The 14801-nt window shown below is 72.4% G+C and carries 14 protein-coding genes; 4 read left to right on the top strand and 10 right to left on the bottom strand.

The window, feature by feature from the left end:
* The first annotated feature begins 27 nt into the window (after positions 1-27).
* Complete coding sequence (locus ACFOY6_RS17505) at positions 28-402, top strand: hypothetical protein (RefSeq protein WP_379651783.1); 375 nt, start codon at positions 28-30, stop codon at positions 400-402.
* A gap of 34 nt (positions 403-436) precedes the next feature.
* Here the strand turns inward: ACFOY6_RS17505 and ACFOY6_RS17500 are convergent, their stop codons facing one another.
* The 6 genes from ACFOY6_RS17500 to ACFOY6_RS17475 form a co-directional block, all read right to left on the bottom strand.
* The gene (locus ACFOY6_RS17500) at positions 437-1522 is read right to left on the bottom strand and encodes an SMP-30/gluconolactonase/LRE family protein (RefSeq protein ID WP_379651782.1); all 1086 of its coding nucleotides are present in this window, start codon (positions 1520-1522) and stop codon (positions 437-439) included.
* 165 nt (positions 1523-1687) lie between these two features.
* Entirely contained in the window at positions 1688-2821 is a 1134-nt protein-coding gene (locus tag ACFOY6_RS17495; protein WP_379651781.1) for a mechanosensitive ion channel family protein, read from the bottom strand.
* A 95-nt stretch (positions 2822-2916) separates the two neighbouring features.
* Positions 2917-3435, bottom strand: coding sequence for a GNAT family N-acetyltransferase (locus tag ACFOY6_RS17490; protein WP_109515875.1), 519 nt, complete (start codon positions 3433-3435; stop codon positions 2917-2919).
* Between the two features lie 173 nt (positions 3436-3608).
* Complete coding sequence (locus ACFOY6_RS17485) at positions 3609-4991, bottom strand: esterase-like activity of phytase family protein (protein ID WP_379651780.1); 1383 nt, start codon at positions 4989-4991, stop codon at positions 3609-3611.
* A 121-nt stretch (positions 4992-5112) separates the two neighbouring features.
* A complete protein-coding gene (locus tag ACFOY6_RS17480; RefSeq protein ID WP_245906124.1) occupies positions 5113-6171 on the bottom strand; it encodes a YihY/virulence factor BrkB family protein in 1059 nt (352 codons plus the stop codon).
* Between the two features lie 108 nt (positions 6172-6279).
* Positions 6280-7011: a GNAT family N-acetyltransferase gene (locus ACFOY6_RS17475; RefSeq protein WP_109515873.1), complete on the bottom strand. Its 732-nt coding sequence runs from the start codon at positions 7009-7011 to the stop codon at positions 6280-6282.
* A gap of 117 nt (positions 7012-7128) precedes the next feature.
* Here ACFOY6_RS17475 and ACFOY6_RS17470 point away from each other — a divergent pair, with 117 nt between their 5' ends.
* On the top strand, positions 7129-7947 hold the full coding sequence (locus tag ACFOY6_RS17470; protein WP_219929685.1) for a ferredoxin--NADP reductase: 819 nt from the start codon (positions 7129-7131) through the stop codon (positions 7945-7947).
* Between the two features lie 37 nt (positions 7948-7984).
* On the opposite strand, the gene ACFOY6_RS17465 is transcribed toward ACFOY6_RS17470, so the two are convergent.
* Entirely contained in the window at positions 7985-9580 is a 1596-nt protein-coding gene (locus ACFOY6_RS17465; RefSeq protein WP_379651779.1) for a catalase, read from the bottom strand.
* 241 nt (positions 9581-9821) lie between these two features.
* Between ACFOY6_RS17465 and ACFOY6_RS17460 the strand changes: the two genes are divergently transcribed.
* Positions 9822-10190, top strand: a complete 369-nt coding sequence (locus tag ACFOY6_RS17460; RefSeq protein WP_379631676.1) for a hypothetical protein — start codon at positions 9822-9824, stop codon at positions 10188-10190.
* Between the two features lie 45 nt (positions 10191-10235).
* Here ACFOY6_RS17460 and ACFOY6_RS17455 read toward each other — a convergent pair whose 3' ends face one another.
* On the bottom strand, positions 10236-10994 hold the full coding sequence (locus ACFOY6_RS17455) for a ZIP family metal transporter (protein ID WP_379651778.1): 759 nt from the start codon (positions 10992-10994) through the stop codon (positions 10236-10238).
* 82 nt (positions 10995-11076) lie between these two features.
* Positions 11077-12510 (bottom strand): chlorohydrolase family protein, encoded by a 1434-nt coding sequence (locus ACFOY6_RS17450; RefSeq protein WP_109515869.1) that lies wholly within the window; start codon positions 12508-12510, stop codon positions 11077-11079.
* Positions 12511-12763: 253 nt separating this feature from the next.
* On the opposite strand from ACFOY6_RS17450, the gene ACFOY6_RS17445 reads away from it, so the two are divergent.
* A complete protein-coding gene (locus ACFOY6_RS17445; RefSeq protein ID WP_379651777.1) occupies positions 12764-13867 on the top strand; it encodes a serine hydrolase domain-containing protein in 1104 nt (367 codons plus the stop codon).
* 24 nt (positions 13868-13891) lie between these two features.
* Here ACFOY6_RS17445 and ACFOY6_RS17440 read toward each other — a convergent pair.
* A partial coding sequence (locus tag ACFOY6_RS17440; protein ID WP_379651776.1) for an alpha/beta fold hydrolase occupies positions 13892-14801 on the bottom strand: 910 nt, incomplete at its 5' end.

Raw genomic sequence — 14801 nt, 5'->3', positions numbered from 1 at the left:
GCTTGCGGATGACATAAAGACTTCTTTATGTCTAGCACCATGCGCTGGTCCGTCGATGCCCGAACCCCCGTCCGCCTGCTGGATGCCGCCGACGCCCCCCCAGGGGCCACGGTGCTGGCCGAGGACGGCGCCCCCTTGCCGCAAAGCCCGGCGCGTGTCGAGCGCTTCGCGGCGCCGCCCGCCACGCCGCACCCCATCGGCTGCGCCTGCTGCCAGCCGCGCAATCCCGTGGCCATCGCGCTGGACCGGCTGTTCCTCGCCCGCACCCGGGGCGAAGCGCCCTGGTTCGATGCCATCCTCGCCGTGGTCAGGACCGGGGAGGGAGAAGCCGCCATCCGGGCGGCGCTGGACAGCGACAGTGTGGCTCAGGCGCGGTTCCGGCTCGAAGGGCGGGGGGAATGAATTCCCCCCGCGCCCCCCTTCTTCTTTCTGCCTGTCAGCAGAAATGCGCGCCGCGGGTCTCCACCGGCACCATGTAGAGCGACTGGCCGGCGGTCATGAACAGGCGGTTCCGCCGCGTGCCGCCGAAGCAGAGATTGGCGCAGATCTCCGGCAGCTTGATCAGGCCGATGCGCTGGCCATCGGGGGCGAAGACATGCACCCCGTCATAGCCATCCCCCACCCAGCCGGCACCGACCCAGAGATTGCCCGCCTCGTCGCAGCGTATGCCGTCGGCCATGCCGGTCTTCCCGTCCATCTCCATGCTGCAGAAGGTGCGCGGGTTGCTGAGGCGGGCGCCCTGCACGTCGAAGGCCCAGACGATGCTCTTGGCCTCGGGGTAGTGGCTGCGGCCGGTGTCGGCCACGTAGAGGGTGCGGTAGTCCGGGCTGAAGCACAGGCCGTTCGGCTTGAAGGGCTGGTCCGCCACCTTCTCGACGCGGCCACCGCCGGGCTCGATGCGGTAGACCGCCTCCTTGATCAGCGGGCGGGGGGAGTTGGCGGCCTCGGGCAGGCGGTTGCCCTCGTAGTCCATCAACGCGCCATAGCCGGGGTCGGTGAACCAGATGGCGCCGTCCCTGGGGTGGACCACGGCGTCGTTGGGCGCGTTGAAGGGGCCGTCCGGGCCCTGCGCGGCCAGGATGGTCAGCCGGCCGTCCGGCTCGTAGCGCACCACGTCGCGGTGGAAGTGGCGGCAGGCGATCTGCCGTCCCTCGCGGTCGAAGGTGTTGCCGTTGGAATAGCCGGAGGGGCTGCGGAAGCGGCGGGAGACATGCAGGTTCTCCTCCGTCAGCCGCAGGCACTCGTCGTTCGGGATGTCGGACCAGATCAGGAAGCGGCCGGTGGCGTGCCAGGCCGGCCCTTCCGCCCAGCCCATGCCGGTGTGCAGCCGGCGGATGCTGCTGTTGCCGAGGCGCGCGGTGAAGCGCTTCTCGTCCAGCGCCACGATGTCGGCATCCGGGTAGCGGGTGGGCGGGGCGCCGGGGCCGTAGATGCGCTGCGCGCTGGCCGTGGCGGGGGCCAGCGCGGCCAAGGCGGCCACGCCGAGCAGGGCGCGGCGGCTGTCCTGGACAGTCTCGAGCATTGTCGTTCCTCCCGCGGCGCCAGGGGCTGGAACCCCGTCTCCCCGGGCCGCGCCCGGCCGGAGTCGCCTTCACGCGCCCTGCGCCGCGGCCCCTGCTGTAGCATCCCGCCCGCCCAGCCTGCGCTCACCGCCGCGTGACAGCCGCGCGGGACAGGGGTGGCGCGCTCAGGCCTCCTGCGGGGCGCGGCGGGGCGCGTCGTGCCAGGCGGCGCCGGGCGGCAGGCGGTCGATCTCGGCGCGCTGGCGCGGCAGGGCGTGCGGGTGCTCGGCCTGGAGCCAGCCGATCATCTTCTCGCGTACCTCGCAGCGCAGGTCGAAGGCACGGCCGGCATTGCTGGCGCTGACCAGCAGGCGCACCTCCATGGTGCCCTGCTTGAAGTCCGTCACCTGGAGGCTCACCACGCGGCCGTCCCACAGGCGGGAGGCGCGGGCCACCTCCTCCAGCTTGGCGCGCATGGCGGGAACCGGGGCGGTGTGGTCCACATACATCATCACCGTGCCGATCAGCGCCGCGCCCTCGCGCGTCCAGTTCTGGAAGGGCTGCTCGATGAAATAGGCCAGCGGCAGCACCATCCGCCGCCAGTCCCACAGCCGCACCACCACGTAGGTGGAGGAGATCTCCTCGATGTTGCCCCACTCGCCCTCGACGATCACCGCATCCTCCAGCCGGATCGGCTGGGTGATGGCGAGCTGGATGCCGGCGATCAGGTTCTTCAGCACCGGCTGCAAGGCCAGGCCGACCACGAGGCCGGCGGCGCCGGCCGAGGCCAGCAGCGAGACGCCGTATTGCCGCACCCCGTCGAAGGTCATCAGCGCCGCCGCGGCGGTGACCACCACGATCAGCGAGGCGGCGACGCGCTGCAGGATGCGGGACTGGGTGGCGTGCTTGCGGGCGAGGAGGTTGTCCTCCGCGTCCAGCTTGAAGCGGCGGAGATAGACGGTGGTCCAGATCCGCAGCGCCGTCAGCATCACCCAGCCGACCAGCCCGATGAAGCAGACCAGCAGGACATGCCGCAGGATGCCGGCCTGCTGCGCGGTCAGCGGCGCGATGCCGGCGGCGATGGACAGGGCGAACACCGCCAGCCCCAGCCGCACCGGCCCGGCGGTGCGCGACACCAGGGAGCGGAGGAACAGATCCCGCTCCTGCACCAGCCGCGTCAGCAGGCGGAACACCAGCCGGTGCACCAGCCGCGCCGTCAGCGCGGCCACCGCCAGCACGGCAAGGCTCACGGCCCAGTTCGGCGCCCAGTTGACGGAGGCGACGACCTGCCGTGCCGCCATGTCGAGCTGATCGAGCAAAAGCCCCCTCCCCGTCCGCTGCCCCTCTTCAATGCGGGCGGCGGGGCGGCGTTTCCAGGGCCGGGCACGGCCGTGTGAAAGAGGGGGCGCGCGCCTTATTCGGGCAGGGTGCGGTCCCCGGCGCCGAGGCTGCGCTGCATCGTCACCACATCCAGCCAGCGGCCGAACTTCAGCCCGGCGCTGCGCATGATGCCCACCTGCCGGAAGCCGAGCGAGAGGTGCAGCCCGATCGAGCCGACATTCTCCGAATCGCCGATCACCGCGAAGAACTGCCGGAAGCCGGCGGCCTCCGCCCGCTCCAGCAGCGCCGCGACCAGCGACTTGCCGAGGCCCTGCCCGTGCACGTCGTGGCGGACATAGATCGCATCCTCGGCGGCGTAGCGGTAGCCGGCCTCCGCGCCGAGGGCGCGGAAATAGGCGAAGCCCACCACCTCGCCCTGTTCCTCGGCCACCAGCCAGGACCAGCCGGCGCCCTGGATCTGCGCCATGCGCCGGGCCATCTCCGCCGGGTCCGGCGGCTCCGTCTCCAGCGTGCCGGTGCCGGTGAGGACGTGGTGGGCATAGATGGCGGTGACCGCCGGCAGGTCATCGGGGGTCGCGTCGCGCAACGGCATCCAGGGTCTCCGCCCCGCCGGGGCTCCTCGGGTTGCGGGCCCGCCCTCCCCCGGAAGGGGCGGGAGGCGGGCCATCCTGACGCAGGCGTAAGGGCGCCGCCGGACGGGGGCAAGCTCTCCGGCGGGCGAAAGAGGCACAAGGACTCTCGCCCGCCCGCCGGAGGGCGCCGGACTCAGCGCGTGCGCAGCAGCTCCGGCACGTGCAGCAGGATGAACTCGTTGTCATCCGCCCGCGTCAGGTGGCGGCCGGCGCTGAAGGGCAAGTTGTTGTCGTTCGCCACGATGATGTGCTCGGCATCCACCATCGCCACGTCCTCGATGGTGAAGAAGGGGAAGCCGAAGCGCTCGCGCGGGGCATCGGCGGCGCGGTCGCCGCGCTGGCGGGCGACGCCCTCGGGGTCGCGGATGTCCATCAGGTCGATATAGGCGAGCTTCTTCACGAAGCCCTCCGCATCGGCGGCGCCGAGGTCGACCAGGTAGATGCGCTTGTGCCGGGCGGGGCTGGCGAAGCAGCCCGGCGGCGTCTGCCCCGGCGTCTGCCCCTGGGCGCAGGCCAGGGAGGGGTCGCCCTCGCCATTGTCGCGCTCGATCACCAGGGCGCGGCGCTCGTCGATGAAGTTGAAGTCGCCGATGGCGGTGGCGCCGGCCTCCAGCCGGTACTTCAGGCTGCGGCCGGTCCATTCGGCCTTCTGCGTGTCGAACTCGATCAGGCGCAGGAAGGCGCCCTCGGGCTTGCCCTCGGCGGTCAGCACCGGCTTCTCCAGCAGCGCCCAGAGGCGGCTGCCATCGGGCAGCATGGCCATGCCCTCGTAGCCGCCCGAGCGCTGCACCTGGAAGGGCACGCCGGCGGTGGGGCTGGCGGCGACCGTCAGCGCCGGGTGGTCGGGGCTGCGGATCACCTTCTCCTCCAGCCGCGTCTCGGCCACCTGCCGCACCCGCCCCTCGGCGTCGACGCGGATCAGGTAGGGGCCGAACTCCTCGCCGATCCAGAAGCCCTGGCCGCCGGGGATGGGCTGGATGCTCTCCAGGTCGAAATCGGCGCCGGTCAGGTAGCGCGCCTCCGTGCCCTCATAGGCGATGCGGAAGGGCACGCGGCGGTCGGGGTCGGAGAGGAACACGGTGCGCTCCACCGCCACGCTGCCGGCGCGGAAGTCGGGACGCACCTTGTGGAACATCAGCAGCGCGTCGGGGCTGTTCTTCTTGGAGCCGAAGCCGTTGTCGGTCAGCACCCAGTAGGCGCCCGGCTCGCCCTCCACCGGCTTGATGCCGGAGAAGCCCTGCACCGGCTGGCCGATGAAGGGCAGGCTGATGCCGGTGGGGCGGCCTTCCGGCGCCGGGCCGGTGGTGCCGGGGATGCTGCCGGGCCGCTCCGCCCGCGCCGCGCCGGTGAACTTGCCGGAGACCAGCGCGTCGCGCGGGGCATCGGCCGGCGGCAGGGTCATGGTGAAGGCGGGCAGCATGGCATGACCGGCCAGGCGGGCCTCCAGCTTCGGCTGGGCCTGGGCGGCGCCGGCCAGGCCCAGCAGGGCGGTGGCGGCCAACAGCATCGCGCGCATCGGAAGCACTCCGTCGGGGATCGATGCGGGCGCTGTTAGGGCCGCCCTGTTGCGGGCGCTTGACGGCGGGATGACGAAACCGCGTCAACCGCCGGCAGGTGCCGCCTCAGGCCGCATCCTTTCAGGCGACGGTGTCCGCCATGCGGGCGCCGCGGCGGCCCATGCGCTGCTCGGGGCCGGTGGTGGTGTCGCGCGCCGTCTGGTGCTCCATCTCGGCGTTCAGCTCGGCGCCGACCAGCACGATCATGGCGGAGAGCCAGATCCAGGTCATGAAGCCGACCACCGCGCCGAGCGAGCCATAGGTGGCGTCGTAATTGCCGAAATTGCCGACATACCAGGAGAAGCCGGCGGAGATGGCGGCCCAGCCCACCGCCGCGAACACCCCGCCCCAGCTCACCCAGCGCCAGCGCGCCTTCTCCCGGCTGGGGCCGAAGCGGTAGAGCGTGGCCAGCAGGCAGGTGATGACCAGCAGCAGGAGCGGCCAGCGCGCCAGGCGCAGCAGCCATTCCGTGCTGTTCTCCAGGCCCGCGAAGCGCAGCACCACCGGCAGCACCACCACCGCGCCCATCGCGATCAGGATGAAGACCAGCGCGCCCAGGGTGAAGGCCAGCGAGACCAGCGTCAGGCGGATGAAGCTGCGCTTCTCCGGCTCGTCATAGACGACGTTCAGCGCGTCGAACATCGCCTTGGTGCCCTTGTTGGCGCTCCACAGCGCCAGCACCAGGCCGGAGATCAGGCCGAAGCCCAGCTTGCTCGGCTCGCCGCCCGTCAGGCGCTGCAGCTGCTCGTTGATGATCTGCATGCCGCCCTCCGGCACGAAGCCGCCGAGCTGCTGCAGGTGGTTCGACACCGTCACGGGGTCGGCGAACAGGCCGTAGACGGAGACCAGCGCGGTGAGGGAGGGGAAGATGGAGAGCAGGGCATAGAAGGTGATGCCGGCGGCCTCGGTCATCACCCGGTCGTCGTTGGATTGCAGCACCGCCCGCTTGAGGATGCTGGCCCAGCCCCGTGCCGGGATCTCGCCCGGCCGCCGCGCCCTGCGGCCCTCGCCCCGGGGGGGCCTGCCGCCCCCGCCTTCCCCGGCGGCGGGCGGCGCGCCCCTGCCCTCCGCCGCTGGCCGCCCCTGCCGGATGGCCTGGAGGGCGGCCCGCATCTGATCGGGATCGTGGTTGTTCGGCATGGGTCCGCTCCTCGGGGCGAAGGAATTGGGGGCCGGCCCGGTCCGGCCATCATTCTCCCCTCCGAAACGGGAAAACCGGCCGCGGGTTCCCGCCCCGCTTCCGCCGGCTCAGCCGGGGGCGGCGCGCAGGCTGCTGCGGGCCGTGCCGCGATGGTCGAAATTCTCCTCCGCCAGCCAGGCGGCGATGGCGTCGCGCCGCGCCGGCCACTCCTCGTCGAGGATGGAGAACCAGGCGGTGTCGCGCCGCCGCCCCTTCACCACCAGATGCGCCCGGTGCTCCCCCTCATAGGTGAAGCCGAGGCGCGCGGCGGCGCGGCGGGAGGGCGCGTTCAGCGCGTTGCACTTCCACACCAGCCGCCGGTAGCCGAGGTCGTCCATGGCGTGGCGCATCAGCAGGAACATCGCCTCGGTGGCGGCGCGCGTGCGCTGCATGCGCGGCGAGAACCAGATGTGGCCCAGCTCGATGGCGGCGTTGGCGGGCTGGATCTCCATCAGCGTCAGCCAGCCCAGCGCCCGGCCGGAGAGGTGCGGCCGCACCGCCCAGGCGATGGGGTCGTGCGTGGTGGCGAAGCCGCCGAGGAACTTCCGGAAGGCGGCGAAATCGGCGAAGGGGCCGTAGCCGAGATAGGCCCAGCTCTCCCCGGCGCCCTGGGTGGCCTCCCACAGCTCCTCCGCGTGGCGGATGCCGAGCGGCTCCAGCGTGACCGAGGCGCCGCGGTGCGGCACCCGGGCGGGCAGCGGCCGGGGGGTGGGATCGACCTCGGGGCCCAGGGGGGGGTCCAGGGGCGGGCCGGGAGGCAGGGTTGCGGCCTGGGGTGTGGCGTCGGGTGGCGTGCTCATGATAGGCGGAGGCTCACCGCAACCGCGGCCGCATGCAAGCCGTGTCATGGTCCCGCCCCTGCCCGCAAGGCGACCCCCTGGGGCCCTCCGTGACTTGCCTGGCGCCTTGAGAAGGCCATGTCATCGCCGATGAACGCCGAAACCCGACCCGCCTGGAAATCCGCCCACCCCGCCTATTCCACCGAGACGGTGGCGCAGGTGCACCACTGGACGGACCGCCTCTTCTCCTTCCGCTGCAGCCGCAGCCCGGGCCTGCGCTTCACCGCCGGGCAGTTCGTGATGCTGGGGCTGATGGCGGAGGGCAAGCCGCTGGTGCGCGCCTATTCGGTCGCCTCGCCGCCCTGGGACGAGGGGCTGGAATTCCTGTCGATCAAGGTGCCGGACGGGCCGCTGACCAGCCGCCTCCAGCATGTCCGGCCGGGCGACGAGATCCTGGTGGGCCGCAAGGCGGTCGGCACGCTGGTGATGGACGCGCTGCTGCCGGGCCGCACCCTGTGGCTCTACGGCACCGGCACCGGCCTCGCCCCCTTCCTGTCGCTGATCCGCGAGCCGGAGGTGTATGACCGGTTCGAGCGCGTGGTGCTGCTGCACGGCGTGCGCGAGGTGAAGGAACTCGCCTATGCCGAGATGATCGAGGCGCTGCCGCGGGACGAGGCGCTGGGCGAGCTGGTGGCGGGCAAGCTGCTCTACTACCCCACCGTGACGCGCGAGCCCTTCCGCAACCAGGGCCGCGTCACCGACCTCATCCGCTCCGGCAGGCTGTTCGCCGATCTCGGCCTGCCCGCCTTCAGCCCGGCCGAGGACCGGGTGATGCTGTGCGGCAGCCCGGAGATGCTGGCCGAGAGCAAGGCGCTGCTGGAGGGGATGGGCTTCGAGGAGGGCGCCAACAGCCGCCCCGGCCACTACGTGATCGAGAAGGCCTTCGTCGAGAAGTGAGCGGGCGCCGGGAGGGGCCGCGCCCCTCCCGCTCCGCTTACTCCGCCGCCTCGCTGCGCGGCGCGCCCTCGGCGCGGCCGCTGCTGTAGGTGGGGCGGGGCAGCCGCTCCCCCGGCGCCGGGCGGTTGGGCAGGGGCGGCAGGGCCAGCGCCTTCTCCAGGTCGATGCCCGCCCCTTCCGCCACGCGGCGGCCGTAATCCTCGTCGCAATGCCACCAGTGCCAGACCATGCGGAGCGCGATCGGCTCCGGGCATTCCTTCATGTCGGCCACCATGTTGGCGATCAGGTCGTCGCGCTCCCAATCCTCGAAGGAGCGGTAGCGCTCGCCGGCCTGGCGGTAGTCATCGGTGGTGCGGGTGGTCTGGTAGCGGCCGAGATGGCCCTCCACCCACTGGTGGTACTCCTTCTCCGGCTTCGGCGCCTCCCGCAGCCCGCCCATCATGCTCGGCTCATAGTTGACGTGCCGGTTCTGGCCGCCGCGGTCCACATGATAGGCCATCATGCCGTCCCGCTGGTTGGTGTGGGCGCGGGCCTGCTCCTGCGGCGCGTTGATCGGCAGCTGCAGGTAGTTGGCGCCGACGCGGTAGCGCTGCGTGTCCGAGTAGGACAGGGTGCGGCCCTGCAGCATCTTGTCGTCCGAGAAGTCGATGCCGTCCACCAGCACGCCGGTGCCGAAGGCGGATTGCTCGACCTCGGCGAAGAAATCCTCCGGCGCGCGGTCCAGCACCATGCGGCCCACCGGCAGCAGCGGGAACTTGTCCTCCGGCCAGCGCTTGGTGTCGTCCAGCGGGTCGAAATCCAGCTCGTCATGCGGGTCGTCGGACATCAGCTGGACGCAGAACTCCCATTCCGGGTGGTCGCCGCGCGCGATGGCGTCGTAGAGGTCGCGCGTGGCGTGGCCGGTGTCCTTCGCCTGGATCTCGGCCGCCTGGGCGCTGGTCAGGTTGCGCACGCCCTGCTTCGGCACCCAGCTGAACTTCGCCAGATGCGCGACGCCCTCGGCGTTCACCAGCTTGTAGGTGTTGACGCTGGAGCCTTCCATCTCGCGGAAAGTGGCCGGGATGCCCCAGGGGCTCTTCACCCAGGTGACCATGTGCAGCGCCTCGGGGTGGTGCGCCACGAAATCGTAGAAGCGCCAGGCCTCCTGCCGGTTGGTCACCGGGTCCGGCTTGAAGGCGTGGATCATGTCCGGGAACTTGATGGCGTCGCGGATGAAGAAGATCCGCAGGTTGTTGCCGACCAGGTCCCAGTTGCCCTCCACCGTCTTGAACTTGACCGCGAAGCCGCGCGGGTCGCGCGCCGTCTCGGGGCTGTCCTTGGCGCCGATCACGGTGGAGAAGCGGACGAAGAGCGGCGTCCGCACCCCCGTCTCCGTCAGCACGCGGGCGCGGGTGTAGCGGCTGGCGGGCGCGTCGCCGATGCGGCCATAGGCCTCGAAATAGCCATGCGCACCGGCGCCGCGCGCGTGCACCACCCGTTCCGGGATGCGCTCCCGGTCGAAATGCGTGATCTTCTCGATGAACTGGTAGTTCTCGAGCGTGGCGGGCCCGCGCTCGCCGACGCTGCGCAGGCTCTGGTTGTCATGGACGGGGTGGCCCTGACGCGTGGTCAGCACCGTGCGATCCTCGGTCATGCGGATGGCCTCCTCTGTGGTGGCGGCAAGCCTCGAGGCAACAACCAATGCGGCGGTGGATGGTTCTCCCCGAAGGCCGGCCGCCGCCTCCGCCCGCTACACTTGCCCGCTACACTTGCCCGCCACACCTGCCAGCCACATTTGGTTGCCGAGCGAGCGGCACGGTCACGCGGGGCCGGCCTATGAAGAAGCCACGGAGGCCCCGCTCTGCCGGGCCGCCACCACGGGAGAGGATGAGGACATGCGTGGATTGCTGATGCTGGGCGTGGGCGCGGTGTTCCTGGGCGGGGCGGCCCTGGCCGTGGCGCAGCCCGCCCCACCCGCGCCGCCGCCGGCGGCCGAGGCCGGGCCGGCCGGGCCCGGCGGCCGCCCGGAGGGGCCGCGCCCGGGCCGTGGCCCGGAGGCCGGCCCCCATCACGAGCGGATGCGGGGCATGATGATGCATGGCATGCACGGCATGCACCGCCCGCCGCCGCCGCCCGGCGCCAGCTTCTCCTTCCGCCGGGGCGACACGGCCGTGCGCATCCAGTGCTCGGACAAGGAGCCGGTGCAGGCCTGCGTCGACGCGGCGAACGCCCTGTTCGACAAGTTCAACGCCGCGCCGCGCTGAGCCGGCGGCCGGGCCGGGGCCAGCCCCCGGCCCCCTTCGCGCCGCTCAGCCGCCCTGCTGGGAGAGGGCGAAGGCGACGAGCAGGCCCGCCACCACCAGCAGCCCCGTCCCGCCCCGCTCGCCCTCCACCGCCTCCGGGATCATGGTGTCGGCGATCATGGTCAGCAGCGCCCCGGCGGCGATGGCGTTGACCGTGGCGGTCAGGGCCGGCGGCGCATCGCCCAGCAGGGCCGCGCCCAGCAGGGCGGCCAGGCCCGAGAGCAGGGCGATGCCGCCCCAGAGGCCCAGCACATAGCCCCTGCCGCGCCCCGCCCGGCGCATGCCGGCCGCGCTCGACAGCCCCTCCGGGAAGTTGGACAGGAACACCGCCGTCAGCATGGGCAGGCTCACCCCGCCACCGCCGAGCAGCCCCACCCCCAGCACCACCGATTCCGGGATGCCGTCCAGCAGCGAGCCGATGGCGATCGCCATGCCACCGCCGCCCGCCGCCTTCTGCTGCCCGCCCGAGCGCTTGCGGTGCCGGCCGCCGCGGCGCGACACCAGCCAGTTGGCCAGGGTGTAGGCGGCCGAGCCGGCCAGGGCGCCGCCGATGACCGGCCAGATGCCACCCTGCCGGAAGCCTTCCTCGACCAGCTCATAGGCGACGGCGGAGATCAGGATGCCGCAGCCGAAGGCCATGATGCCGGCCGTCACCCGGGCGGGCAGCCGGACGAGGTAGGCGAGCGCCGCCCCGATCACCAGCGAGGAGCCGCCGAGGAGCCCCCAGAACCCGGCCTGCAGCCACAGCGGCATGCTCTCGAACATCCAGGCCCCTTCCCGCGCCGCCGTTCCCGGACAAAGGAACGGCGGCGCCGGAGGAGGGTTCCCGCCCGGCCGGGCGGCGCCTTCAGCCCTGGAAGGCGGGGAAGCTCGAGGGCGAGAGCTGCTCGATGTCGCGCCCCGCCCAGTCGCGGCTCTTCATGCCGGCCCACATGGCCTCGGCGCCCTGCTGCACGGCGCGGCCCAGCTCCACCGGGTCGTAGCCCGGCACCACGCCGCCGCGCATCACCACGCGGCCGTCGATGATCGTGGTGTCCAGGTCCTCGGCCGTGGCGGAGAAGACCAGGTTGCGGATCGGGTCGCGCAGCGGCGTCATGAACAGGCTGTCGCCCTTCCACAGCAGCAGGTCGGCCTTGGCGCCGGGGGCGATGCGGCCGAGATCCTCGCGCCCCAGCGCCTTGGCGCCGTTCAGCGTGGCGGCGTTGAACACGTCGGCCGCGGTGGCCACCTGCGTCCGCCGGTCGACGATCTTGGAGACCACCGAGGTCCAGCGCATCGCCTCGATCATGCTCTGCGGGCAGGTGTCGGTGGCGATGGTCATGTTCACGCCGCGCGCCTGGTAGCGGGCGAAGCTCTCCATGGCGATGCCGCGCCGGGCGAAAACCCACACCGCATGCGCCACGTTGGCACCCGTATCGGCCAGGATGCCGATGTCGTCCGCCTGGTAGTTGGCCCAGGAGCTCTCGCCGGGGATGATGCAGTGGCCGAGGATGCAGCGCTCCGACAGAAAACCGATTTTCTCCAGCCACTCGATCGGCGTGCAGCCGTTGCGCCGCGTCATCTCGTGGAACTCGGGCACCGACTGGGAGACGTGCAGCGCCAGCGGCACCTTCATGTCGCGCGCCGCGTCGGCCGAGCGCCGCAGCAGCGCCTCCGAGCAGGTGTCGATCTGCATCGGCGTCAGGAAGCCCTTGATGCGGCCATTGGCGCGGCCCTCGACGCGCCCGATGAAATCGACGGCGGCGTTGAACCCGGCGAGCCCGTCATCCGGCAGCCACTCGTACTCCACGGTGCGGCCATTGGCGGTCAGCCAGCGGCCGGAGCGGTAGCCCTGGCCGATATAGGCGCGCAGCCCCACGCGCTCGGCATGCTCGGCCACCACGTCGCCATGGCCGCCGATCTCCATGATGGTGGTGGTGCCGGTGCGCAGCAGCTCGGGCATCGAGTAGGCGATGCAGGCGCGGCGGGCTTCCTCGGTGATGGCGCCGTCGCGCGCCGTCAGGAATTCGAACAGGCCGGAGAGGTAGAACTGCCGCGGCCCCCGGTCCTCGACGAAGCTCTTGTCGAGCGGGCTTTCCGAGAGATGGGCGTGGGTGTTGATGAAGCCCGGCGTCACCACCTGGCCGGCGGCGTCGATGGTCTCGTCCACCGGCCCCTCATAGCCCTGGCCGACATGCAGGATCGTGTCGTTCTCGATCACCACGACGCCATCCTTCAGGTGGCGGTGCCCGCCATTCTGGTAGGCGATGATGTGCGAGGCGCGAATCAGCGTGCGGGCCACCGGCGTATCTCCTTGGACGGGAATCGGCCGGCAGCGTTTCAAAGCGCCGGGCCGGGGTCAATCCGCCCCCGGCAAGCGGTTCAAAACGTGGCGTTTCCTCTGTCCTCCGGGCCGCGACGTATCGGATTGCACATGAAGCGGCCAGGGTTCCGCCGGTCGCGTGGCGCCATATCCGGGGCGGCCGGCGCCCGGAACGTCTTGATTTCTATTCCGCAATGTTCTTTCTCCTCTCCGCCACCAGCGTGAGGATGCGATGCATGGCTTTCCACTCTCCCGCCGCGCCCTGCCGGCGCTGGGCCTCGGCGTGATGGCGGCCCCGGCCAGGGCGGAGTTGGCCAGGGCCGGCTTCGCGCCGGATCTGGCGGAGAAGCTGGCGGCCGGGCTGCGGTCCGGCCTGCTGCGCGGCGTGCACGCGGTGCTGGTGGCGCGCCATGGCCGTGTGGTGCTGGCGCATTATGGCCAGGGCGCCGACGAAAGCTGGGGCCAGCCGCTCGGCGAGGTCGCCTTCGGCCCCGCCGTGCCGCACGACCTCCGCTCCGTGACCAAGAGTGTGGTGGGGCTGCTCTATGGCATCGCCCTCGGGCGCGGCGCGGTGCCGCCGCCCGGGGCGCCGCTGCTGGCCCAGTTCCCGGAATACGCCGACCTTGCCGCCGACCCGTCGCGGCAGCGCCTGCGCGTGGCCAATGCGCTGGACATGACCATGGGGCTGCGATGGGACGAATCGCGCCCCTATACCGACCCGGCGAACAGCGAGATCGCCATGGAGAACGCGGCGGACCGCTACCGCTTCGCGCTGGACCGGCCGGTGGAGCACCCGCCCGGGGAGCGCTGGACCTATTCCGGCGGCGCGGTGGCGCTGCTGGGCGCGCTGATCGCCCGCGGCACCGGGCAGCCTTTGCCCGATTTCGCGCAGGAGGCGCTGTTCGCCCCCCTCGGCATCGAGCCCGGCGGCTGGGCGGCGGGGCGGGACGGCGTGCCCTCCGCCGCCTCCGGCCTGCGGCTGACGGCGCCGGACCTGCTGCGGATCGGCCAGGTGGTGCTGCAGGGCGGCATGTGGGAAGGACAGCGCGTGGTGCCGGCGGCGTGGCTGGAGGCGATGACCCGCCCCGGCATCCCCACCGGCGACGGGCTGCGCTACAGCCATCTCTGGTACCAGGGCGGTGGCTTCGTGTCCGCCTACGGGGAGCCCCGCCCCTGGCTCGGCGCCAACGGCAATGGCGGGCAGCGCCTCTACCTGATGCCCGCCGCCGGGCTCGCCATGGCCTGCTTCTGCGGCCTCTACAACCAGCCGGAGCAGGGCGCCACGCCGCTGCGCATCTGGCGGGAGATCGTGCTGGCCAACCTGCTGCGCGCCTGAGGAAGCCCCTTCACCAGGGCGCCGTCACTCCGGCTGCGCGAGCCAGGCCGCGCCCGCCGCATCCGCGCCCGAGGGCAGGGGTGCGGAGGGGTTCTCCATCCAGGCCAGGATATCCTGCGCTACCGTGTCGCGGATGCCGTCGCGCAGCAGCAGGTGCCAGCCCTCGGGGTAGCGCGCCAGCCGCGTCCCCGGCCGCATGCCGCGCAGCGCCGCGCGGGTGACGGAAGGCGGCACCACCCGGTCCCTGGCGCCCTGCAGCACCAGGGTGGGCGGCGCGCAGCAGCCGGCCAGCCGCGTGCTGGCCGTGTCCATCAGCGCCAGCAGGCCCCAGGCGGCGTCGATGCGCGTGTCCTTGATGGTCAGCGGGTCGCGGCCGAAGCGGCGCAGCGCCTCGGTGTTGTCGCTGGCCGAGATGTTGCCGGCGCTGGGCGGGAAGGCCAGGGCCGGCAGGCTGTGCGCCAGCAGCCAGAAGGCGCCCTCCGCCACCGGCCCGATCGCCGCGTAGGACCAGAAGGCGGGGGCCATCAGCAGCAGCCCGTCGGGCGGCGAATCGGCCGCCGGCCCCGCCGCCGCCAGCACCGCCACGGCGGCGCCCATGCTCTCCCCCATCAGGTAGAGCGGCAGGCCGGGGTGGCGCGCGCGCAGCAGGCGCAGGGCCAGGGCCGCGTCCTCCGCCATCGTCTCCGCCCCCGGCCAGAGGGTGCGGCCGGGCGAGGCGCCGAAGCCGCGCTGGTCATAGGCGTAGGTCAGCACCCCGGCCTCCGCCAGGCGGCCGAAGCCGTCGATCAGCAGGTTGCCGGCATGGTCGTTGAAGCCGTGCAGGGCCAGCAGCACGGCGCGCACGGGCCTGCCCTCCGGCGGGGCGCGGTGGTGCAGCCGCAGCCGGGCGCCATCGGCGGCCAGGATGGCATCCTCCGCCAAAGCGGGGGCGGCG

It is taken from the genome of Teichococcus aestuarii, from assembly GCF_042651065.1.
Taxonomy (GTDB): domain Bacteria; phylum Pseudomonadota; class Alphaproteobacteria; order Acetobacterales; family Acetobacteraceae; genus Pseudoroseomonas; species Pseudoroseomonas aestuarii.
Note: the sequence above shows the minus strand (reverse complement) of the source record. Positions and strands in the feature narration are given on the sequence as shown.

Coding starts and splice junctions, on each gene's coding strand:
- ACFOY6_RS17470 (WP_219929685.1), top strand. CDS start 7,129: ATGTCATCGCCGATGAACGCCGAAACCCGACCCGCCTGGAAATCCGCC.
- ACFOY6_RS17475 (WP_109515873.1), bottom strand. CDS start 7,011: ATGAGCACGCCACCCGACGCCACACCCCAGGCCGCAACCCTGCCTCCC.
- ACFOY6_RS17505 (WP_379651783.1), top strand. CDS start 28: ATGTCTAGCACCATGCGCTGGTCCGTCGATGCCCGAACCCCCGTCCGC.
- ACFOY6_RS17485 (WP_379651780.1), bottom strand. CDS start 4,991: ATGCGCGCGATGCTGTTGGCCGCCACCGCCCTGCTGGGCCTGGCCGGC.
- ACFOY6_RS17480 (WP_245906124.1), bottom strand. CDS start 6,171: ATGCCGAACAACCACGATCCCGATCAGATGCGGGCCGCCCTCCAGGCC.
- ACFOY6_RS17465 (WP_379651779.1), bottom strand. CDS start 9,580: ATGACCGAGGATCGCACGGTGCTGACCACGCGTCAGGGCCACCCCGTC.
- ACFOY6_RS17460 (WP_379631676.1), top strand. CDS start 9,822: ATGCGTGGATTGCTGATGCTGGGCGTGGGCGCGGTGTTCCTGGGCGGG.
- ACFOY6_RS17490 (WP_109515875.1), bottom strand. CDS start 3,435: ATGCCGTTGCGCGACGCGACCCCCGATGACCTGCCGGCGGTCACCGCC.
- ACFOY6_RS17500 (WP_379651782.1), bottom strand. CDS start 1,522: ATGCTCGAGACTGTCCAGGACAGCCGCCGCGCCCTGCTCGGCGTGGCC.
- ACFOY6_RS17455 (WP_379651778.1), bottom strand. CDS start 10,994: ATGTTCGAGAGCATGCCGCTGTGGCTGCAGGCCGGGTTCTGGGGGCTC.
- ACFOY6_RS17445 (WP_379651777.1), top strand. CDS start 12,764: ATGCATGGCTTTCCACTCTCCCGCCGCGCCCTGCCGGCGCTGGGCCTC.